The sequence below is a fragment of the Fortiea contorta PCC 7126 genome (assembly GCF_000332295.1).
Taxonomy (GTDB): domain Bacteria; phylum Cyanobacteriota; class Cyanobacteriia; order Cyanobacteriales; family Nostocaceae; genus Fortiea; species Fortiea contorta.
This window is the reverse complement of record NZ_KB235930.1, coordinates 4,653,864-4,675,141: the sequence shown is the minus strand read 5'-3', so window position 1 is coordinate 4,675,141 and position 21,278 is coordinate 4,653,864. Positions and strand designations below refer to the sequence as shown.

Sequence of the window (21,278 nt, the reverse complement as noted above, 5' to 3'; positions counted from 1 at the left end):
AACAATTTTCGCGCTGATGCTTTTAGTTTTTAATTTCCGACTGATTTGTGACATCGAGCAGTGGTTGTTCAGTTGATGGCTCTATAACGGTATCATCAATATAAGTACCGACAATTTTATCGTAATTGGAAGTAACCGCTAAAAACGCACCTCCTAATATATAGATAGGTAATGGGAGGGCGAATTCTTGTAACCAGTCAAAAAATTCTGCTAAAGCAAATAAAACTACAAAACAAGCCAACCATACTCTCATTTTTTTATCTCCTGAAACTAAACAACTTTTATCATATATTCTTATACTGTTTCTTTGTGAGGCTGCGCTAAATGCTGGATTTTTTTTAACGCTGAGGTACGCTGAGAGAACTTGCGTGCGCGGGTTTCCCGCGTTGAGCAAAGTTCGGTAGGTTAACGCGGAGGTACGCTGAGGTTTTTGAGAGATGAGAGATAGTTAGCTGTGTATCAAAATTATTATGACAATTTACGGAATTATGAGCGTGTCGGCTGATCTATCTTTGTCAGGTTTTGTCATACTTGAAATAGCTGGGGAATCTGACAATGGAACAGCTGTTTCTGGCTTGCTGTTTCTAGTAAATCCGTTTTGCAAGCATATACGCAATTTTTTCACCTAGCAAGAGCAGGAATCAAGATTCATGGCACACCTGTTTGAATCATTGAAGATTCGTGAAGTTAATTTTCGCAACCGCATCGCTGTTTCACCGATGTGTCAATATTCTAGTGTGAATGGATTTGCCAACGACTGGCACAAAATTCATTTAGCTTCCCGTGCTGTTGGCGGTGCTGGTTTAGTAATGACAGAAGCAGCTGCGGTGGAAGCGCGGGGACGTATCAGCCCGCAAGATTTAGGCATTTGGTTAGATGAACACATAGAAATCTTAGCGGAGATTGTGGAATTAATTCATAATTTTGGTGCCGTTGCGGGGATTCAACTAGCTCATGCGGGGAGAAAAGCCAGCACAGCTAAACCGAGTAAGGGAGGGAAAGCTGTAGATGAAAGTCAAGATGGTTGGCGTCCTGTGGTTTCCAGCAGTGCGATCGCTTTTAGCAAAGATAGTCCTGTTCCAGAGGCTCTGAGTATAGAGGGTATTAAGCAAGTTACTCATGCTTTTGTCCAAGCTGCTCAACGTGCTCTCAAAGCGAATTTTAAGGTAATAGAAATCCATGCAGCTCATGGTTATTTAATACACCAATTTCTCTCACCTCTTTCTAACCAGCGTAGCGACGAATACGGTGGAAGCTTTGAAAATCGTACCCGCTTGCTGAAAGAAATTGTTCAGGAAGTCAGAGCAGTTTGGCCTCAAACCCATCCACTCTTCGTCCGCATCTCCGCTACTGACTGGGTAGACAAAGGGTGGGATATGGCACAAAGTATCGCTTTAAGCAAACAACTCCAACCTCTAGGCGTCGATCTGATCGATTCCTCTTCCGGGGGAATTATACCCGGCATTAATATTCCCGTCAAAGCTGGATATCAAGCTCAGTTTGCCGAACAAATCCGCCGTGAAGCCAATATTTATACAGGGGCTGTCGGTTTAATTACATCCCCCGAACAAGCCGATAAAATAGTTCGCACCGGGAGCGCTGATTTAGTACTTCTAGGGCGCGAACTACTCCGGAATCCTTACTGGCCGCACCTAGCAGCCAAGCAGCTAGGACACGAAAAACTCTGGCCTGTGCAATACGATCGCGCTTGGGCGCCTAATTAATTTGCAGAGAAAAGCTATGGCGTTTCTCGTTTAAGTTAGGAAATAGGGGCTAGAGCATGGTGCGTTACGGCTACTTAATATTCCCTATTCCCTATTCCCTTCTTCGATGATACTGAACCTTGACAAATAACCATCTCTGTTATTTATCTTTATCTGCGTTATCCTGATGCCAAAAATTCAAGTCAATGGAATTGATTTATTTTATGACATTAAAGGAGAAGGTGAATCTTTATTATTAATTGCTGGCTTTTTATGCGACCATACCTATTGGTCATTGCTGATGCCATCCCTTGTCAAAAATTATCAAGTTATTCGTTTCGATAACCGAGGCATAGGGCGAACTTCTGCGCCTGACCATCCCTATAGTATTCTGCAAATGGCTAGGGATGCAGCCGCGTTGCTAGATTATCTCGACATTAAAAAAGTACATTTAGTTGGTCACTCTATGGGTGGTCAAATTGCTCAAGAATTCGCTTTGACCTACCCTGAAAAAGTCCAAAGTTTGATTTTACTTTCTACATTGGCTCGTGGTGATAGCCTATTTAATAGTGTAATTGCAACTTGGGGTCTTCTCCCTGGAATATTAGACTTAAAACTATATCAACAAGTTATCTTCCCTTGGATATTTACTGACGAATTTTATTCAACACCCGGCATGATTGAAATGATAATTAATATGGCAATTAATTATCCGTTTCCAGCAACTAAACATGGACTTTATCATCAAAGCCAAGCTATTATTGCCAGTGATACAAAAGACCGCCTGCATCACCTTAATTTTCCCACCTTGCTGTTAGTAGGCAAGCAAGATATCTTAACCCCGATAAAATTTTCTGAGCAATTAGCACAAGGTATTCCCCATGCTGAACTTGTGGTGCTTGAGGGTGGTCATGGTTTTTTGATTGAGTCACCAGAGGCTGTGGCGTCAGCTATGCTAAAGTTCCTTAATGCCTAAATATTTTCTTGCCACCCGTGCATAGGTGCTATCCCTTTAATCACTGATTCAATGATCGCGGGAGGTGCTTCAGAAATCAATGTGCTGGGATATACGGCTGTACCCCAGTATGGATGCACGAGCACACGGCATTTATTTTGTATTACGGGATATTTGAGTAAAGCTGTCGCCACTGCGGTATCATCATGGGGTACTGCTCCGGGACTGGAAAGTAGAGGGTAGCCAGTGCGTGGATCTATGAGGTCTGTTAAGTAGGAGCGATCGCGTAGATTAAATGCTAAATCACAACCAAACCTCATAAACTTTTCTCGCAACCGTTCTTTCTCTATTTCTACTTTCGCCGTCCTTTCTACTAGTTCATATCTTGATTGCTGTAAAACAATTACTACCCACAAAAAAGATTGTTGTTTCCAATCTGGTATGATCCGTTCGCAGTTGGCACAGATATACTGACTGGGCGAATGAATTGAAATTTCAACGGCTTGTCCTGTTTTGCCAACTAAATTAATGGGACAGCCTTGCTCCGAAGTGTAAACCCTAGGATAGTTCGCCACATTTATGCGGTTTTTGCAAGTTTTTGACTTTGATCCTTGGTATCGATGATAACTCTTTCATCTTCAGAAAAATCATCAATTTTTCACGACAGTTTAAGTTTCTTTAAAGTTTTCGTACAACAATATTAAGTTTTAGTCAAAGATTTATCTTTTATTAACCTATTGTCGTACTGATTATTATTTCAGTTTTTAACTATATATCTTTTTAGCTTTACATAGATAGTAACTAAAATTACAAATCAGAAATTGACCTATGTAAACAGATTAACAATTTAATATTTCCTAGAGATTTAAGATAATTCAAAAAGCTAAACCAGCTACATTAGCAGAAAATAATTTGTTAGCAAAAAACTCTCAAAAGTTTTATTTTCTGCTCTTTTGACAGATAATAAAAATTTACTTAAACTAATAGATGAGTCTAGCAAATGCCAAAAACACCAGCGATTTGATTGCAGAATATTCAGAATCGCTACCTCGTAAAACCAGCATAAAGCAATGATTTAACGCCGAATCCTCAACGAAAAATTGCACCAAATTCGCCCAATTTATTCACCATCAATCTGACACCTAAAGACCTGTAAATTCGCTCCAAGTAATGTATACAAGTCATGTGCAGGTGTTGGGAGTAATTTGAGTGGGTGTCAATCATAAAAATTTGTTTGCGGTGCTGTAGATATGCCTAGGAGAACAACGTGCTTGAATATCTAACGAATTTGAACGACCACAATTTACCTTATCCTGACACAATTCATCCGATTGTGATTCACTTCGTCATTGCAATGGTAGTCTTTGCCTTCTTTTGTGATGTAGTTGGCTATTTCACTGGGAACTCCCGACTATTTGAGGTGAGTTGGTGGAATATGTTTATTGCGACAATTTCTATCTTTGTGGCGATTATTTTTGGTCAATTTGAAGCGGGTTTAGCAAAACCTTATGAAGTGGCTAAATCTGTGTTGAATTTACATACAATGATTGGCTGGTCGCTGTCGGGAATTATCGCCGCAATTACGGCTTGGCGCTATGTAATTCGTGCCCGCAACCCCCACAGAATCTCAATTTATTATCTAGGTATGGGGTTAATTTTAACAGCGATCGTCGGATTGCAAGTATATCTTGGTGATGAACTGGTTTGGATATACGGACTGCACACAGTACCGGTTGTAGAAGCAATCAAGGATGGGATGTTGCCATGAACTCAGAATTGATTGAGCAATTAAGCGGACAATTAGGCGCCAACGGATTACCCTACACCTTGCCTATTCATCCTAACCTAGTTCACCTCACCCTGGGTTTGTTCATCATTGGCATTACCTTTGATATTGTCGGTGTCTTCTTTCCCTTGGAAAAATGGTTTTTCAAATTTTTAGCAATTTCTGTAGAACGGGCTAACTTTTTTGATGTGGGTTGGTACAACATGGTGGCTTCATCCATCATTACCTTTTTCACAGTAGCTGCTGGTTTTTATGAAATGCTGCTGGCCAGACCACCAGCCAATGTCAAAAGTGCTTGGGGATTCCAAGCTATGGATACTATGATTTGGCATGGCGTAGGTGGCGTTGTCTTATTAGCGCTGATTGTGGGTATGACTATCTGGAGAGGATATCAGCGCTATGTTTGGAACCGAGACGAAGATAGACAAGTGCAGTGGAGTTATCTATTTACAGGTGTGACAGTCATGCTGATTATGTACATCCACGGTACCTTGGGCGCACAACTAGCAGCGGAATTCGGTGTACACAATACAGCAGATAGTTTGCTGCGGTTGGGCGAAGACTTGAACACAGTATTGAAGTAATTCCTATTAGTCCTTTGTCATTTGTTCTCTGACCAATGACTAATAACTAATGACCAATGACTAATGACTAATAACCATGAAACCTTCCCAAATTTTCACGTTAATTGTTGCAGCTATAGCGCTGACTGCTATCAGTATCTGGATAGGTCAGCAAGCTTATTCCTGGCTTCCTCCACAAGCAGCGGCTGAGTCGCAGCTAGTTGATAACTTGATTAGCTTCTTGGTGACGCTGGGTGCATTCATCTTTTTGGGTGTGACTGGAACTCTCACGTATTCCGTGATTTTCCATCGCGCCCCTAAATATGATTTGAGTGATGGCCCAGCAATTGAAGGTAACATCACCTTAGAAGTGGTTTGGACAGCGATTCCGATTCTGTTGGTGATTTGGATTGCTTTTTACAGCTACCAAATCTATGAAAAGATGGCTATCCAAGGGCCGATGGAACTGGTACACCTGCATAACCCTATGGGGATGGAATCAGCTTACGCGGCTCCGGAAGATGAATCTATTACCGCTGAACCAGTGGAAAAAATTGATGTAATTTCTAAACAGTGGGCATGGGTTTTCCATTATCCAGAAAGAAATGTTACCACGACTGAATTACATTTGCCGAGCGATCGCCGCGTCCGGTTGAATTTGCAATCAGAGGATGTACTCCACGGCTTCTACATCCCAGCTTTTCGCCTCAAACAAGACATTATTCCCAACCACCACATCGACTTTGAATTCACCCCCATCCGCAAAGGTAAATACCGACTCACCGATTCTCAATACAGCGGTACTTACTTCGCCACCATGCAAGCGGATGTGATAGTCGAATCTCCCGTAGATTATCAGCAGTGGTTAGCCAAAACATCAACTCATAAGTTGACTCCCGCACACAATCAGGCTGCTTTTGAATACGCCCAAGTCACCAGTCAACCAGTCAAAAATGGCTGGGTAACAGTCGTACCTGCAGCTCCACCTCTAGTCAATTCAGCCAGTTGAAAGGAAAGTCACTGATGACACATATTCCCCTCGAAAGTATCAGTACCAGTACTGAAAAGCCGCATCATCAACCTCCAAACGGCTGGAAGCGATACTTCAGCTTTAGCACCGACCACAAGGTTATCGGGATTCAATACCTCGTTACCTCATTTGTCTTCTTTCTAGTCGGCGGTATGTTTGCAATGGTGATTCGGGGAGAACTAATTACACCCGAATCAGATTTAATTGACCGTACTGTCTATAACGGTATGTTCACCATGCATGGCACCGTCATGTTATTTCTGTGGACATTTCCTTCCCTAGTTGGGTTCGCTAACTATCTTGTGCCATTGATGATTGGGGCGCGAGATATGGCGTTTCCTCGCCTCAACGCCGTCGCCTTTTGGATGGTGCCGGTAGTCGGTATCCTCTTAATGGGTAGCTTTTTAGTCCCCGGTGGCCCCGCCCAAGCTGGTTGGTGGTCATACCCACCAGTGAGTCTGCAAAACCCCACAGGTAACTTAATTAACGGTCAAGTTGTCTGGCTATTAGCAGTAGCAATATCCGGTGTCTCTTCGATTATGGGTGCTGTCAACTTTGTTACCACCATCGTCAAGATGCGTGCACCAGGGATGACCTTTTTCCGGATGCCTTTATTTGTTTGGGCTGTGTTCAGCGCCCAGATTATCCAACTATTTGGATTACCTGCACTGACAGCGGGCGCAGTGATGTTGTTACTTGACCTGACTGCAGGTACCGCCTTTTTTGACCCTAGCCGGGGAGGAAATCCAATTCTCTTCCAGCATTACTTCTGGTTTTACTCCCACCCGGCAGTTTATGTGATTATTTTGCCAATTTTCGGCATTTTTTCGGAAATATTTCCTGTTTATAGCCGCAAACCCTTATTTGGTTATAAAGTCGTCGCCATTTCCTCGCTCTTAATTGCTGTGGTCAGCGGTATCGTTTGGGTACACCACTTGTATGTCAGTGGTACACCAGCTTGGATGCGGATGATTTTCATGCTGACAACTATGTTTGTTTCCGTACCCACAGGGATAAAAGTTTTTGCTTGGGTGGCGACCATTTGGGGTGGTAAGTTGCGGTTAAATACACCCATGCTATTTGCCTTGGGTGGACTGGTGATGTTTGTGTTTGCAGGTATCACAGGTATCATGCTTTCTTCTGTGCCTGTTGATGTCCATGTCAACAATACTTATTTTGTGGTGGGTCATTTTCACTACGTCCTCTTTGGTACGGTGACGATGGGTTTATATGCAGCCTTTTATCACTGGTTCCCCAAAATAACCGGGCGGATGTATTTTGAAGGCTGGGGTAAATTACATTTTTTGTTGTCATTTATTGGGACAAATCTCAACTTTTTACCTATGCATCCATTAGGGTTGCAAGGGATGTTGCGTCGAGTTTCTTCCTATGCTCCAGAGTATGAATTCTGGAATATTATTGCTAGCCTCGGCTCATTTTTGTTGGGAATGTCTACTTTACCTTTTATCTTCAATATGGTGGTTTCTTGGATGCAAGGTGAAAAAGCTCCAAATAATCCCTGGCGAGCAATTGGCTTGGAATGGATGATTTCTTCACCACCTACGGTAGAAAACTTTGAAGAACTTCCCATCATTATTAGTGAGCCTTACGGTTATGGTAAATCGGAACCGTTGGTAGCTAATGCTGACCGCCTTGAACATCAACATAATTTGATAGATGCAGGCTGAGAACGATTTAGTAGTCAGCACTAAAGTGCTGATTACAAGTAATATCAAGGAGAATGAATGGATAGTTTCATTGCCGATAAATTGCAGCCGCCTGTGCATCATGGAAGCGGTGAGCATACTCATGATGAAGAAGGTAGTAAAATGTTTGGTTTTATTGTCTTCTTATTATCAGAAAGTGTGATTTTTCTGAGTTTTTTTGCTGGTTATATTATCTACAAAACCACAACGCCTAATTGGCTACCAGTTGGTGTTTCTGGATTAGAAATTAAAGACCCAGCAATTAACACAGTTGTTTTGGTTTCTAGCAGCTTTGTGATTTATTTAGCAGAACGCGCTTTGCAAAGCCACAATCTCACAAAATTTCGCCTCTATCTTTTAGCCACGATCGCTATGGGTAGCTACTTTTTGGTAGGACAGGCGATAGAATGGAATAGCCTCGCATTTGGCTTCACTTCTGGTGTATTTGGTGGCATGTTTTATCTACTAACAGGGTTTCATGGTTTGCATGTATTTACAGGTATCCTGTTGCAGTTGATTATCCTTGCTTATTCTTTCATACCTGCAAGAGAAAACTCAAGCCACTTTGGGGTGAATGCAACTTCTTTATTCTGGCATTTTGTTGATGTGATCTGGATTATTTTGTTTGTTCTCATCTACATTTGGCAGTAAATATAGCGTTTCTCGTTTTAGTGAAGAGGTTAGGGGCTAGGAATTAGGGGCTAGAGGTTAGTTAGGGTAATTTGTTGTTAGATTTTGTAGAGACGATGCATAGCATCGTCTCTACCAACTGTATTAGACACACGCAATAATTGCCATACTAAACTTCTGCTAAACCATCAAGTAATCCATCGGAAATAGCAAAACCGTTATTTAAAAACCTACTTTCAATAACTTCTGCATTATTATATGTATCAATTTCTGGCAATAAATGATCAGATAAATGCATGGACATCAAACAATTATTGATGTTATTCACTGCTGAGTTATATGTTTTAATTTTCTGCTGAAGATTACTTAACAAATGTCGATTGTTGACAATTTTTTCTTCAGCTTCTTGTTCTAAGGTTTTTTCTAAAAAAGCACGCGCCTGTGGATATTGTTGTAGAATTTCATCAGCTTGTTTTTCCGCCATTGGTAAAAACTGAGTTTTCAGAGTTTGATTGATGGTTTGGCGGAAAGATGTGCGAATGGTGTGAGAAACTTTTGGCTCAAAATCTAACTTTAATAATTGTCTAATTGCTGGTTCGGCTGCTACCATACTTTCGCAGTCGTAACCTTGAGAAGTTTGTTGCAAAGTCTGCCGAAATTGATATATAGAAAAAGTGCCTTCATCATAAAATCTAGCACTTTCGCGCACGAAGCGATCGCACTCTACACACGCTGCACTAATTAAGGCTTGAGAAACAAGTTTTTCTAATATTTTGATCTGTTGTTCAATTCCACCATCATTACCCAATAAACGATACAGTTGGCGATAATATTCTGACTGGCGAATTTTTTCAGTTAAGCGCTGAAAGAAATTACTGACTAGTTGATGGCAAGATTCTATTAAAACATCTTCTAACTGATTCGCTAAATAATAAAATGCTTCTACTAAAATGGCGATGAGAGGGGCGGTAGCATTGCGGGGATGACTGAGAGTGGAACGGCGATAAGCATCAGCGACAGAAAAGGTATGCAGTAACTCATCCAAACGGCGAATCATTCTTGATTGTAATTGGCGAAAGTCTGTTTCAAAAGCATTACAGTTATTATTAATGACTTGGTTAATTTCTTCTGTGATGTGCTGATGAAAGTCTTTACCAACTTGCTTTAGTTGCTGATTCAGGCGCTGTATTTCCTGCGCTTTCATCATCTCAATTTCTCTTGGTTGACTATCTAAATCTTGTTGTAATGTTTGATAATTTTTTTTCAATTTTATACAGACATCTTGCAAATCATCAGCAAGATTCATAAACAGTTGTGGACGCTTTTCTGTGGTCAGGTAGCGTGTAATCGCTGTTCTAAATTCTTCTATACCGCTATCTTGAATTAGCTGACTAATTAATGGTGTTCCTTGTTCAGATAAAATCCGCACGTAGTTCTGATTAGGGGTTTCAAATCCATTAATTGAAATGCGGAAATTACTAGGAGAAAGTTTACCAGAACTCACGCAATAATTGTTAAATGCATAAACAAATTGTGGTGTCTCTTCACTATTATTCCCAGCTTTCACACTTTCCGCAAAGATAGAATCTAAACCAAAGCGATCGCTGTGACTTGTCTGTTTAATCTGACTGCCGTAAAATCCTAGTAAACCGCTAGTTTTGTAAACCCTGGTGGTATCTCGAAATTGTCCGCTGATTAAATCGTCCAATCGTTGCCTTAGCTGGGCATTATACCAAGTTTCGTCGATGCGGTTGAAGATATAAAAAACGCGATCGCGTATTCCCGCATTCCCTCGCATTGTTTCCAAAAGTTCTGTTTCTTCTTTCGTCATATCACCCGCAGCAGCAGATTTTAACACACACACCACGGCCGAAGTATCAGAATGTTGAATTTTGCTGTAAGTTAATTGTGCATCTTTGGTAACAGGTGCATCAATCCCTGGTGTGTCGATAATCACGTTACCATCTTCCAATAAAGGATGGTTGCAATAATATTCAATCCGCTGCAAAACAGCACTATTACTACCACGACGCGCATATCCAGCCGCTTCTTTGAGATTAGAAAAATTAAATTGTTCCATTGAATATGTGGCGTTATTAACTGTATGAATATGTTGACGATTTACCACATATCCTTCTAGCAATAATGTTAATGCTTTTGCTTGTTTCGCACGCTCTGATTTACTCTCACCACCTTCTTGTTGAATAATAGCTGCACAACTTTGGTTGAGTGAATCAATGACATCAGTTTGATTAATATTTGCTACTGTGTTGAGTCCCAATTGTTTACACAAATAAACCGCTTGTTCTCTGATTTCCAATTCACTTAAAAATGTTAAAACGACATGTTCTTTATTTGCTTCTGCATACTCAATTCTACATTCTGTACCTGTAGCGTGTCCCTCTGCACTATATAACAACTCCCTTGCTAATAAAGCATTAATCAGCATTGATTTACCCGCACTAAACGCACCCGCAAATACAATTTCAAACTTGGGTGAAATTACTTTATTTAAAGAAGTTTGAATAGCAGAAATATCATCAGCACGCAGAGTTGATTCTTGCTGCGAGAGTTGTATTATAGACTCAACCTGTGCTGGCAAATTTTGACACTGAAGCGGTAAGTATGACATGCGAAGTGCCTCAAGAGGAGCACTGAATATTGTATAAATATTTTCATACACAAGCTTCAGTAATAATACTGGTAAGCAACTGTTTTAAATATTAGCTAATCAAGATTTATATCAACTAATGATAGCTATCTCTTGTGATAGAAGGAATATAAAATTAAAATTTATAAGCTATTATTCAGTTTATTACTGAGTTAAATTATGAATATTATAGCGTGGATAATCCTTGGTCTGATCGCTGGGGCTATCGCTAAAGCTATCTACCCTGGTCGTCAAGGTGGCGGCATTGTTGCTACGATGATTTTGGGACTTATTGGTTCTGTAATTGGAGGAGTTGTAGCCACTCTTTTAGAAACTGGAAGATTACAACTCACCGCTGCAAGTTTTAGTATTCCTGGTTTAATTGTTGCGATTCTCGGTGCAGTTGTGGCAATTTTTCTTTGGGGATTAGTGACTGGACGCACCAGTTATTAATTGAATAGCTAAAAGTCATGGTGAAAAGGGAGTTGTTACAAACTGATTTTTACTTGAGCAAAATAAAAATAAATACTCCACTTCTTTCAAGATAGTGGAGTATTTATTTTTATACAAACTAAATTCATCGATGCTTACAGCTTAATAGCTGCACCCAAATATCAGATATGGAGAACTACTCTAGAGCTTTCTTGACTTCATCTTTAATGTTTTCTGTGGTGTGAGTGACTTGGGCTTGGGCTTGTTTCGCTTGACCTTCAGCCTTATCTGCAGGATTACCAGTTACTTCACCGATGACTTCTTGAATTTTGCCTTCGATGTTTTTTGCAGTTGCTTCTACTCTTTTTTCGACGCTCATATTTTTCCTTTCACCTTTATATTTTGAATTATTTATTCTAAAGTGAATCTATAATTTTTATAGGTTGTGCGTATCTATCATCGGAGAGATTAAATTTTTAAAAAAATTTACACCTGAGATAGATGTATAAAAATTCGAGATAGAAGAGTTTGTAGAATAGCTGCAATAAAGTTGAGCGATCGCTGAATTTTAAGTATATCCATCTCCCCAATTTTTTGCTACAACAACACATGAAAATTTAACTATAAGGGCAGTCTAGAAGTGACAAAAAAACGGCAAAAAAATGCATGGAAAAGCGAAATTAATGACATAATTCGAGGTGCTTGTGGAGGCTTTTTATTTGGTATCCCACTACTATATACAATGGAGGTGTGGTGGATTGGTTCACAAACAAAACCACAAATGATGATGTTAGCGATCGCATCAACATTTATTGTAGTTTTCTTGCTCAATCAAACTGAAGGTTTTCGCAAACGCAGACATAGCTCTAAAATCAGTCAAACCGCAACAGATACCATAGAAGCGATAGCAATTGGGTTAGTCTGCTCTGCCTTTATGTTGTTCTTATTACAGGAATTAACACCAGAAACATCACTCAAAGAATCCCTAGGAAAAATTATCTTTGAAAGTGTACCTTTCACCCTCGGTGTAGCATTAACTAATCAGTTTTTAGGCGATACTAGAAATAGTAATCAAGCTGAAGATGACAACAAGAAACCGAGTCAGATCAACGCCACATTTGCTGACATCGGTGCTACCTTAATCGGTGCAACTGTCATCGCCTTCAACATCGCACCCACAGATGAAATTTCCATGCTAGCAGCCGCAGCTTCACCACCTTGGCTATTAGCAATAATCGCTACTTCTTTGCTAATTTCTTACGGAATTGTGTTTGAAGCCGGCTTTTCAGACCAACAAAAACGTAGACGACAAAGGGGAATTTTTCAAAGACCATTAAGCGAAACCACAATGTCTTATTTGGTGTCACTATTAGCAGGTACTTTTATATTGTGGTTTTTTCATAAATTGAGTCTTAGTGACCCTTGGACGATGTGGTTAGACCATACATTAGTGTTAGGTTTACCCGCAACTATCGGTGGTGCAGCAGGTAGATTAGCAATATGAGTCAAGCAGAAGAACCACAACCAAAGCGCTCTCTAGCTGAGTGGGTAACATTTAGCGCCGCTACATTTATATTGGGAATAATTGTTAGTTTAGTAATCTACACTTGGCTAAACGACAAGGAGCAGCCTCCGATTTTATCTGTGACGCAACAGGAAAATATTCAAAAAAAGGAAGGACAATTTTATGTCCCTTTTGAAATTGTCAATACTGGTGGAGAAACTGCAGAAATGGTGCAGATTATAGCTGAATTAAAAATTAACGACCAGGATATACAAACAGGAGAACAACAAATCGATTTTTTGTCTAGTGGAGAAACAGAGAAGGGCGCATTTGTATTTAAAGAAAACCCCAGCAAAGGTAAGTTAATTATTCGTGTTGCTAGCTACAAATTGCCTTAAATATAATTAGAGACGTTACATGTAACGTCTCTAATTATCTAATTTATTTAGTATCAAACACCGACTTTGGCTTTTGACCAGACACCATTTTCGTCTTCATCAAATTGTTGACGCACTGCTTCCCATGCTCTTTGTTCTGCAGTAAACTCATCGCTTGTCTCGTTCAACACGCTGTTATAACGCTCAATAAATGTGCGTTGCGCTTCTGGTGAGAGATGAGCGCGAACCTCTGGAGACAAATCATTTGCACTATTGCAAGGGCCAGAACAAGGACGAGCCAGAGTAGTTTCAGTGGTGTGAATTTCTTCACCGCCCGCACTTTCTAACAATAGTTGAAATTCGCCAGCGCGATCGCTAGGAACTTCTGCCATTAATAAAAATTCACCAGCTTGTAACCGAGTTTGGTATACTGCTGCTTTATCTTCCGGCATACCCAGAGTAGTCAAAGCTGATACTAAACCTGCGCCCGCACTACCTGCGATCGCGCCACTCGCTGCTCCCAGCAGCACTGCGCTGATTGGGCCTGCGGCCACAATAGGGCCGAGGAAAGGAATAAATAATACACCCACCCCTGTGAGCAAACTGAGGAAGGAACCAAACAAGGAACCAAAAATCGCTCCTGATTTTAATCCTCCCAAAATTACATCTTTTTTAGTAATAAATCCGGCAATTCGAGTTTCTGATTGAAAGTTTCTACCCAAAACTGAAATATTATCTCTGGGTACGCCCCGGTCTAATAAACGGCGAATTACATCGTCAATTTGCTTTTGTTCTTTAAATACTACAGAGATAGTCCGTTCCGCTTGATATACTTCTGGCATTTGCACACTTCCTATATATTACTGCTTGTAAACGCGAGCTAAAAAGGCAGATGCAGAAAGATTTTTCTACCCACAAACTGCCGTTTTTAAATCAATTAATTGCTGAGGTAATCTGACTAGTACGCTACGGCGTAAATAACGCACCAGTTACAAATCTATTAAAGGCTGAATATACAAGTTTATTGGTTTCATACTTTATACTTCAGCCTTTTTGTACTACACACCCACAGGAGTTTGAGTTTCTGCAGCAGGTTGTTTACCGTCTGGTTCTATAGCCTCTCCCTCAATAAATGAGCGCAGCATCCAAGCCATTTCTTCATGTTCTTCCATTAATCCAGTTAAAAAATCAGCAGTTCCTTCATCATGAAACTCTTCACTGGAATGATCAATATGCTCCCTTAAATTTCTAATAATCTGCTCGTGATCTTCTACTAGTCGAGCCACCATACCTGTTGCTGAAGGAACTTTTCCAGCATGTTCTTTTAAGGTAGCAATTTTGAGAAACCCTTCCAAAGTACCAACAGGATAACCGCCTAAAGCACGAACTCTTTCGGCTATAGCATCAATATTCTCCGTCAGTTGTTCGTAGTGTTCTTCCCAAAGTTGATGTAGAGAGCGAAACTGAGGACCGACTACATCCCAGTGATATTTTTTAGTTTTCACTAACAACAGATAAGAATCTGCTAAATCTTGATTCAAAAGATTAATTACACCTTGGCGCTGTTCTTCTGACAAACCAATATTGATTCTAGGCATTATTTTCCATCCCTAAGCGAACTTATCTATAAGTTCCCAAATTCAGCAATGTATTAACATCAGTCAAAGGAAAGATAGTCGAGGTATAATAATATATATTTAGACTAATTAAGTTGTTCTCCTCACGGATACTTGTTTATCAACAATTTATTCTGCTTTTTTATTCAAGAACAACAGATATACAGATGAGCACAGATATTGCTCCGTGCTCATCTTGGGTTTGATTTAAAAGATTTTTAGCTTAAGTAGATAACAGTAATTGCGCCTTACTTGTTACCTGTCACTTTTTCCAAAAAGTTTTTCACGTTTTCTTCAACTGAAGTCGCACTTTGGGAATTTTCAGGACGCTTCTGTTTATTAATGTCAGCATCTCCTTGAACTTCATTCAGTCCTTTATTAGATTCTCTTTGGACTTCTTCCAAGCCTGGAGGTGCTGATTTAGCTACTTCATCAGTCTTGCGTTGAATTTCTAAAAGCTGTGTAGTAGCTTCTGTAGGATCGCTTTGGTAGCTATCAATTGCAAAAGCAGGAAGCCCACTAGATAAAAATAGCAACGCGCAGGTAAAAGCTACGATTAGAAACCGTACTGGACGTAAAACATTAAGAACAAAAAAACTAACTTTCATGTGAAATCCTCGATAACAGCATCAACAACGTAGAACATTGAAAAGACAGATGCACCTTGACTTAATATATTTGAATGTTCAAATCATCAAGGTCTACTTCCTTCAGTAAGCTCTTAATCAGAGAATATAGAGGACTGTCAACAATCCTCTCTTTCCAATTTGGCGTCAACACAATGAAAACATTAACGCTTCTATTCTGATTTCAACCTGGAGGTTTGTTGATCTATTCAATGTTCATCTAGGCTATTTTTACTGGGAAATCAATCGTCTGCGAATCGACCTGGAGAATGAAGTTTTAATTATGGCGTATTTTCAGAAAATCATTCCCTAGATAGATCAACACCATCATTTCACAATTAATCATGTATGACCTGAAACGATTGTCAAGATGCGGCTATGCAAAGTATCTACAATCAGCTAAGGGATGAACTGACAATGTTGAGAATATTTATATTTAACTTAACTGCTATCAAATATCAGGAAAATGACCGACGTTCTAAGTAATAAACCTGCTGTATATTACGGATGTAATCTGTGGTTTTTGCTTTTGCTAGTTGCAGACTTTTTTTGGTCTGTGCTTCTATTTCCAATGGTTGGGGAATAGGAGGGACTCTATTCACCGATGACTCTGGCTTCTCCCAGCGTCGATCAACTATTTGTATGTAAAACATGGCTATTCACCCTGATTCAGCTTTGCATTTTCCTTTGTTACGGACATATTACATACATAATACAAAAACTGTCAAGGGGATGAGGGAAAGATTAAAAAAATGCCTCAAAAACCTAATGTGTGCTTGATTTTCCATCTGTGAAACTCTCTCAAAATTGACACCACAGTTTATGATCGTGTGAGTTTTGGGAAATCGAATGTGGTAGACAATCACGAAGAGCGACAAAGAATAATTGGTATAGTAGCGATCGCCTGTTCTGTAACAGCTTGTAGTTTGGCTCCTGATGCGTCCCCACAATTAAACCATCATCAACCAATCAACCAACCCCAAGCCACAGTTGCGCCACTCTTAGCGCCCACCACAGTCAAAAATCTCGCCTTCATCCCCCCTACTAAATTTCAGAGAAAAATAGTTTATCGAGTAGAACCCACTAATCAAGAGAAAGTCATTGCTTTGACTATAGATGATGGCCCTTGGCCCAACACCACCACCCAAATGCTAGATATCCTCAAGCAAAATGATGTGAAAGCAACTTTTTTTTGGGTAGGACAAGCTCTACAAGCCAATCCTGATATCGCCAAAAGAGTTGTCGCCGAAGGACACGCCATTGGTAATCATACATGGCATCACTGGTATCAGCAAATGAATCCCGCCACAGCCCAGAGCGAAATTGAACGCACAGCCCAACTCATCCAAAGTACCACTGGAGTGCAAACAACTCTCTTCCGTCCACCAGGAGGTGTTTTAAATAACGGACTAGCCACCTATGCTAAAAGTCAGAAATACGCTGTAGTTATGTGGTCGCAGACTTCCGCTGACACTGATCCCCGTGCTAAACCGCAAGTATTTGTTAAAAATGTTCTCAGAGATGCCAAACCAGGATCTATTGTCTTAATGCACGATGGTGGTGGCGATCGCCGTCGGACTGTACAAGCTTTACCACAAATTATCAGCAAACTCAAGCAGCAAGGCTACCGATTTGTGACTGTTCCCGAACTATTAGCAATGCAAAAATAGAAAAAAACCACGGATAAACACAGATAAATATCTTATCTTTGTTTATCTGTGGTTCAATTTAAGAAATTCCCACGTGTGCAAGAAACTACATAAACATAAACTCACTATCTTCGTCTCTAATTTCCAACACCTTCAAGCCAATTTCAGGTGCTCGATTTTTGTTTCTAAACTAGAAACGATGAGAGTGATTGTTTGTAAAATTGCGCCTCTATCGCCCATCTGACAACGCTCAAACAACGAGTTAACATCTACAAGTCCCCCGTTATTCGCCAATGCTTCTAAAGTATTCTCTCTAGCTCCCAGATTGTTATTTGCACAAGCTGAATAAAGTATCATGCTTGCCATTGTGTACATATCTAACATTGGCTCCTCTGCACCGTTGAGACTGACTACATTCGGAAATTCAGATAGAGGATGGACAAACTGGTCAAATGTTAACTGGGTCATCTTGATAAACCTATCAATACTGGGAATTGTTTCCAACTTTAGAAATTAGTTTTACCTGATTCCGCTGCGGTGAATACCAAAACAAGGTAACTGACTAAATTTCTCTTTCGTTGTGTCTCTTGGCTTTGGCGAATTGTCATGGAGTGCGAACTAAACCGATTTATCAACTGCAAATTTTCGTGAAAACTATTCTAATACAACTTCAAGATTTCTCTGTGATTTGTGTAACATTAAATTAGCGACTCTAATCAACTTGTTTAGTGTTGCTTAATAGGTGGGAGCGAGTATACTGAATAAAAGAGGGGCAAAAAACCCTCGGATTCCTTACTTGAAGTTAAAAGCTAGCTATAGGAGTGAACAGCTAGCTGTTAGGGTGTTCTGCCTTTTTTTCTTCAGCCGAAATTTTGCTCTGTATCTAAATAATAGCTTTGTCATTTATTATTGTCAACATGTCATTTAAAAATGACTAAAAAAAATGTCTTGCTTTTTCGACTTCATGAGAGACAATAGGACAAGCAAGATTTGAAGTAAACCAATATATGACCGACAGAAGGCGTTCTGATGACTACAAACAAGTCAGCGGCTATATTCCAGTAAATCTGGCCTTAGAGTTCAAAAGCATCTGTGCCCGTGAGGGAATATCCCAAAGTGACGCGCTCGAAGATTTGATCCGGGAGTGGATAGGAAAAAAAACTGGTGCTGACACTTCCACCCCTGAACCAGCTCCCCCAAAAACCATCGCTGACGTGGTGCGAGCTCACATGCCAAAACTCAAGCGCTGCGGAGTCAAAAATTTACCAGCCCTAGCCAAAGGAGAAGTGCTACCAACACCAGGAGACTTTGCCATCATCACATCCGCTTTAGCTATCCCAGAGGAGGAGCGGAAAATAATTTGGCAAGAAACTTTTAAGCTTTCTGTCTATCAGCAGTCTCAGAGTGTAAAAGTATATAGAGATGCTGGAGGTGTAAAAGAAGATGAGTGTGAGTATTCTTAGAATTCTCAACTTACCGGGCTGGAACTATAAAATGTCCTATGAAGGAGTGGCAATTTTTGCGCCTACAAAGCGACATGCAACTTATCTTGCCCAAAGTTACGGTGATGCTCTCATGGAAACAGCCGCAAAACTAAATGGGACGGTGCGGATAAAATGGCGAGGCTGTAAGCAACCCATCGAGTTTTATGGTTGGATGGCATCCCCAGCCGCGCCTCTAGCGTCAGAAACTGCTGAAAGCATTTTACATTCTGGCGGTGCAGTTTTCTGCTCTCAGTTGCATGTACCATCACAGTTGTTATACCGAATGGTCGCAGCCGCTGAAAATGACCTGCCGGTAAGTATCGTCAGACAAGATAGCCGTCAGCAAATCATTGTTAACCAACCCATGGCGAATATGTTGCAAACGCCGCCTGGGGTGGCGACTCAAAGAGTGATTACCCAATTTTGGCTACCCGAAGATTTAGCGCGACTAGAACAACGCCTTAAACATCACCGACGCTTCACTTGGACTTACGCAGCGGGACTCAACGAGCGAGCTTGGGCAATTCTCACAACTCAATTTGAGGCCTTCGAGGTGGAAGGTGTGTGGTACAGACAAGGAATTTGCTTATCAACTCCCCAGCTTGTGCCGATTCCACCAGGGGCTTTTGCACCAGCGGCTTAGTTTAACAACTCAATGATGGCTTTTAAACCATTGCTGTTGAGAGTTCTCATCATGCCGTCGGCGTTATATTGATTACTAAAGACGCCGGCTTGCATGACGCTGCGACCCCGTGAAACTGTGGAAAATGCACCAGGAACAAGATACCGCACTAATTCTTGATCCCTTTCGGTGGCTACATCCACTAAGACACGGTAACGGACATCCGTTCGAGATGGGGTGGTATTAGGTAATGCACCACCGTATGACCTGGGAGAATAAGTTTCAGTTACTGGTAGCTTTTCCATGTTGCGCGTGTTACCCATAGGGATTTGAGAACTGGGTACAGGCAAAACAGACGTGGCGACTGGGGGTAATTGTCGCGGGGAATTGTTGACAGAATTAGCTGCTAGCCTGGGGAGTGGCGGTTGTGCTGGAGATGGTGGGGTATACTCAATTGATTTAGTATCAATTTGTACATAATTTAATTGAGGCAGGTTGGGAGTAGGAAACCCCGCAACTGCACTGGGTAGAGGACGTGATGCAGCAGTTGGTTTTGTGTTATTAGCGGTTTCGGCGATTCCGGGAGCAGAGAAAACTATTTCTCCATTCACGGGGATTTGTTGTAGGGTGGGATTAGGTAGAGGCAGAGGATTTCTGGCTACAAGGCTAGCTGACGCCCTCAGCTCTACTTTGCCGGCGATGCGATTGTTGGCGATGGTATTACCAGCAGCCGTAATCACCTGCTTGGCGGCGCTGGCGTTGATGTCGTAGCGTCCATTGCCTTGAAATTGATTACCGCCGGGTTCAGTGGCGGTGCCTAAATCGGGTTGGGCTTGAGCGATCGCTACTACACCATCTTCTTTGCTACCCTGAATTAAGTTACTGCGTAGAATTGGGCGCGCCTGGGACTGTACCACAATCCCGGATCTGTTAGACTTAATTTGATTACCGACTATGATAGGGGCGGCATTTTGCGTAATGTTAATGCCAAAGCCTGTTTCCTGAAAAATATTTTCCCGCACTTGGGCTGAAGAATTGCCGCCGATAGTGATGCCATTAGCACCATTGCGATAAAAATAATTTTGGCGGATAGTCGGTGCAGCATTGCCTGTGATGGAAACGCCATCTTGGGTATTGTCGGTAAATGTATTAGCGGTGACTTCTAAATTGCTCGATTCAATCCATAAACCGTAACCACGGGGATTAGAGTTAGTAATGGTGACTCCACTCAGCTTGGCTTGATGAACGCCGACAATGGCGACATTTTGATTGCCAAAGCTGCGGCTGAGGTAATCGCCACCACCTCGAATATTAATACCTTTGCCTTGATTGCCGACATCGCCTTGAATGGAAACACCAGCTTTGAGAATGAGGGGGAATACTTCTCCAGTTTGAACACTGTAAGTGCCTGGAGAAAGCATAATTACTGTTTTGGCGGTGGCTAATCGCAAGGCTTGAGTGATTGTTTTCACAGGAGTTTGCTCACTACCATTACCCCGTGTGTCATCTCCGACACTTGGGTTGACAAATAGTACATTAACCTGAGAAATTGTTCTATCACCCAAAGGTTTTTGATCGAGGGTAGGTGACATTTGAGCAACAGCTTTATCCCAGCTGATGCCCAGGGATGCCACACTAGCTACTCCCAAACTAGCAGTAAAAAACAATACTGAAGAACGAAAAACTGAAAACTGGGCTAGCTCAGAGCAAAAATTTGGTTTTTCGCTCTCGGTAGTCAGCCCTACTGGCAGGACAGATGCCTGACGGTGATTAGGAAACACAATAGGGGGAATCAACTTTACAACACTCCTTAGAAGCAGTAGTAAATCCTGATAATCTCAAACACTGATATGTCGATAATGTTACTCAACATATTGACTAATTGGCTATTTTTAATACAAAGTAATTAATGAGGGAGCGGATGCTAAGAATCAGGAGTTAGAGG

23 protein-coding genes are annotated in these 21,278 nt (G+C 41.0%); 13 read left to right on the top strand and 10 right to left on the bottom strand.

Annotated elements, in window-relative coordinates; all coding sequences use genetic code 11:
• Positions 1 to 22 precede the first annotated feature (22 nt).
• Positions 23 to 253, bottom strand: coding sequence for a hypothetical protein (locus tag MIC7126_RS0121785; protein ID WP_017655278.1), 231 nt, complete (start codon positions 251 to 253; stop codon positions 23 to 25).
• A gap of 397 nt (positions 254 to 650) precedes the next feature.
• Between MIC7126_RS0121785 and MIC7126_RS0121780 the strand changes: the two genes are divergently transcribed.
• On the top strand, positions 651 to 1,724 hold the full coding sequence (locus MIC7126_RS0121780) for an NADH:flavin oxidoreductase/NADH oxidase (protein ID WP_017655277.1): 1,074 nt from the start codon (positions 651 to 653) through the stop codon (positions 1,722 to 1,724).
• Between the two features lie 166 nt (positions 1,725 to 1,890).
• Positions 1,891 to 2,679: an alpha/beta fold hydrolase gene (locus tag MIC7126_RS0121775; RefSeq protein WP_017655276.1), complete on the top strand. Its 789-nt coding sequence runs from the start codon at positions 1,891 to 1,893 to the stop codon at positions 2,677 to 2,679.
• Here MIC7126_RS0121775 and MIC7126_RS0121770 read toward each other — a convergent pair.
• Positions 2,676 to 3,233 carry a methylmalonic aciduria and homocystinuria type D protein gene (locus tag MIC7126_RS0121770; protein WP_017655275.1) on the bottom strand — a complete coding sequence of 186 codons (558 nt, stop codon included), beginning with the start codon at positions 3,231 to 3,233 and terminating at the stop codon, positions 2,676 to 2,678. The two genes, MIC7126_RS0121775 and MIC7126_RS0121770, sit on opposite strands and share 4 nt — an antisense overlap.
• 692 nt (positions 3,234 to 3,925) lie before the next feature.
• On the opposite strand from MIC7126_RS0121770, the gene MIC7126_RS0121765 reads away from it, so the two are divergent.
• The 5 genes from MIC7126_RS0121765 to MIC7126_RS0121745 all read left to right on the top strand — a co-directional run bounded on the left by MIC7126_RS0121765 (position 3,926) and on the right by MIC7126_RS0121745 (position 8,394).
• Positions 3,926 to 4,426, top strand: coding sequence for a DUF2231 domain-containing protein (locus MIC7126_RS0121765; protein WP_017655274.1), 501 nt, complete (start codon positions 3,926 to 3,928; stop codon positions 4,424 to 4,426).
• Positions 4,423 to 5,028 carry a DUF2231 domain-containing protein gene (locus MIC7126_RS0121760; RefSeq protein WP_017655273.1) on the top strand — a complete coding sequence of 202 codons (606 nt, stop codon included), beginning with the start codon at positions 4,423 to 4,425 and terminating at the stop codon, positions 5,026 to 5,028. Before MIC7126_RS0121765 ends, MIC7126_RS0121760 begins: the two co-directional genes overlap by 4 nt.
• Before the next feature lie 76 nt (positions 5,029 to 5,104).
• Positions 5,105 to 6,016 carry a cytochrome c oxidase subunit II gene (locus MIC7126_RS0121755; RefSeq protein ID WP_017655272.1) on the top strand — a complete coding sequence of 304 codons (912 nt, stop codon included), beginning with the start codon at positions 5,105 to 5,107 and terminating at the stop codon, positions 6,014 to 6,016.
• A gap of 14 nt (positions 6,017 to 6,030) precedes the next feature.
• The gene (ctaD, locus tag MIC7126_RS0121750) at positions 6,031 to 7,725 is read left to right on the top strand and encodes a cytochrome c oxidase subunit I (protein WP_026100448.1); all 1,695 of its coding nucleotides are present in this window, start codon (positions 6,031 to 6,033) and stop codon (positions 7,723 to 7,725) included.
• 57 nt (positions 7,726 to 7,782) lie between these two features.
• Complete coding sequence (locus tag MIC7126_RS0121745; RefSeq protein ID WP_017655270.1) at positions 7,783 to 8,394, top strand: cytochrome c oxidase subunit 3; 612 nt, start codon at positions 7,783 to 7,785, stop codon at positions 8,392 to 8,394.
• A 148-nt stretch (positions 8,395 to 8,542) separates the two neighbouring features.
• On the opposite strand, the gene MIC7126_RS0121740 is transcribed toward MIC7126_RS0121745, so the two are convergent.
• Positions 8,543 to 11,005 carry a dynamin-like GTPase family protein gene (locus MIC7126_RS0121740; protein ID WP_017655269.1) on the bottom strand — a complete coding sequence of 821 codons (2,463 nt, stop codon included), beginning with the start codon at positions 11,003 to 11,005 and terminating at the stop codon, positions 8,543 to 8,545.
• Positions 11,006 to 11,203: 198 nt separating this feature from the next.
• Between MIC7126_RS0121740 and MIC7126_RS0121735 the strand changes: the two genes are divergently transcribed.
• Positions 11,204 to 11,476 (top strand): GlsB/YeaQ/YmgE family stress response membrane protein, encoded by a 273-nt coding sequence (locus MIC7126_RS0121735; RefSeq protein WP_017655268.1) that lies wholly within the window; start codon positions 11,204 to 11,206, stop codon positions 11,474 to 11,476.
• Positions 11,477 to 11,651: 175 nt separating this feature from the next.
• Here the strand turns inward: MIC7126_RS0121735 and MIC7126_RS0121730 are convergent, their stop codons facing one another.
• A complete protein-coding gene (locus MIC7126_RS0121730; RefSeq protein WP_017655267.1) occupies positions 11,652 to 11,834 on the bottom strand; it encodes a CsbD family protein in 183 nt (60 codons plus the stop codon).
• A 261-nt stretch (positions 11,835 to 12,095) separates the two neighbouring features.
• Here MIC7126_RS0121730 and MIC7126_RS0121725 point away from each other — a divergent pair, with 261 nt between their 5' ends.
• Both MIC7126_RS0121725 and MIC7126_RS0121720 read left to right on the top strand, forming a co-directional pair.
• A complete protein-coding gene (locus MIC7126_RS0121725; RefSeq protein WP_017655266.1) occupies positions 12,096 to 12,959 on the top strand; it encodes a TIGR02587 family membrane protein in 864 nt (287 codons plus the stop codon).
• Positions 12,956 to 13,357 (top strand): TIGR02588 family protein, encoded by a 402-nt coding sequence (locus MIC7126_RS0121720; RefSeq protein WP_017655265.1) that lies wholly within the window; start codon positions 12,956 to 12,958, stop codon positions 13,355 to 13,357. Before MIC7126_RS0121725 ends, MIC7126_RS0121720 begins: the two co-directional genes overlap by 4 nt.
• A 53-nt stretch (positions 13,358 to 13,410) precedes the next feature.
• On the opposite strand, the gene MIC7126_RS0121715 is transcribed toward MIC7126_RS0121720, so the two are convergent.
• The 4 genes from MIC7126_RS0121715 to MIC7126_RS0121700 all read right to left on the bottom strand — a co-directional run bounded on the left by MIC7126_RS0121715 (position 13,411) and on the right by MIC7126_RS0121700 (position 16,231).
• Positions 13,411 to 14,178, bottom strand: a complete 768-nt coding sequence (locus tag MIC7126_RS0121715) for a ChaB family protein (protein WP_017655264.1) — start codon at positions 14,176 to 14,178, stop codon at positions 13,411 to 13,413.
• Between the two features lie 216 nt (positions 14,179 to 14,394).
• Complete coding sequence (locus MIC7126_RS0121710) at positions 14,395 to 14,934, bottom strand: Dps family protein (protein ID WP_017655263.1); 540 nt, start codon at positions 14,932 to 14,934, stop codon at positions 14,395 to 14,397.
• Positions 14,935 to 15,200: 266 nt separating this feature from the next.
• Positions 15,201 to 15,560, bottom strand: coding sequence for a hypothetical protein (locus tag MIC7126_RS0121705; protein WP_017655262.1), 360 nt, complete (start codon positions 15,558 to 15,560; stop codon positions 15,201 to 15,203).
• A 476-nt stretch (positions 15,561 to 16,036) separates the two neighbouring features.
• Positions 16,037 to 16,231 (bottom strand): hypothetical protein, encoded by a 195-nt coding sequence (locus MIC7126_RS0121700; protein WP_017655261.1) that lies wholly within the window; start codon positions 16,229 to 16,231, stop codon positions 16,037 to 16,039.
• A 198-nt stretch (positions 16,232 to 16,429) separates the two neighbouring features.
• Here MIC7126_RS0121700 and MIC7126_RS0121695 point away from each other — a divergent pair, with 198 nt between their 5' ends.
• Positions 16,430 to 17,248, top strand: coding sequence for a polysaccharide deacetylase family protein (locus MIC7126_RS0121695; protein WP_154655948.1), 819 nt, complete (start codon positions 16,430 to 16,432; stop codon positions 17,246 to 17,248).
• Positions 17,249 to 17,380: 132 nt separating this feature from the next.
• On the opposite strand, the gene MIC7126_RS0121690 is transcribed toward MIC7126_RS0121695, so the two are convergent.
• Entirely contained in the window at positions 17,381 to 17,695 is a 315-nt protein-coding gene (locus tag MIC7126_RS0121690; protein ID WP_017655259.1) for a hypothetical protein, read from the bottom strand.
• A 539-nt stretch (positions 17,696 to 18,234) separates the two neighbouring features.
• On the opposite strand from MIC7126_RS0121690, the gene MIC7126_RS0121685 reads away from it, so the two are divergent.
• Together MIC7126_RS0121685 and MIC7126_RS0121680 are read left to right on the top strand one after the other, a co-directional pair.
• Positions 18,235 to 18,690, top strand: coding sequence for a hypothetical protein (locus MIC7126_RS0121685; protein WP_017655258.1), 456 nt, complete (start codon positions 18,235 to 18,237; stop codon positions 18,688 to 18,690).
• Positions 18,671 to 19,354: a PAS domain-containing protein gene (locus MIC7126_RS0121680; protein WP_017655257.1), complete on the top strand. Its 684-nt coding sequence runs from the start codon at positions 18,671 to 18,673 to the stop codon at positions 19,352 to 19,354. Before MIC7126_RS0121685 ends, MIC7126_RS0121680 begins: the two co-directional genes overlap by 20 nt.
• Here the strand turns inward: MIC7126_RS0121680 and MIC7126_RS0121675 are convergent.
• Entirely contained in the window at positions 19,351 to 21,129 is a 1,779-nt protein-coding gene (locus MIC7126_RS0121675; protein WP_017655256.1) for a DUF1565 domain-containing protein, read from the bottom strand. The two genes, MIC7126_RS0121680 and MIC7126_RS0121675, sit on opposite strands and share 4 nt — an antisense overlap.
• Between the last annotated feature and the right edge of the window lie 149 nt (positions 21,130 to 21,278).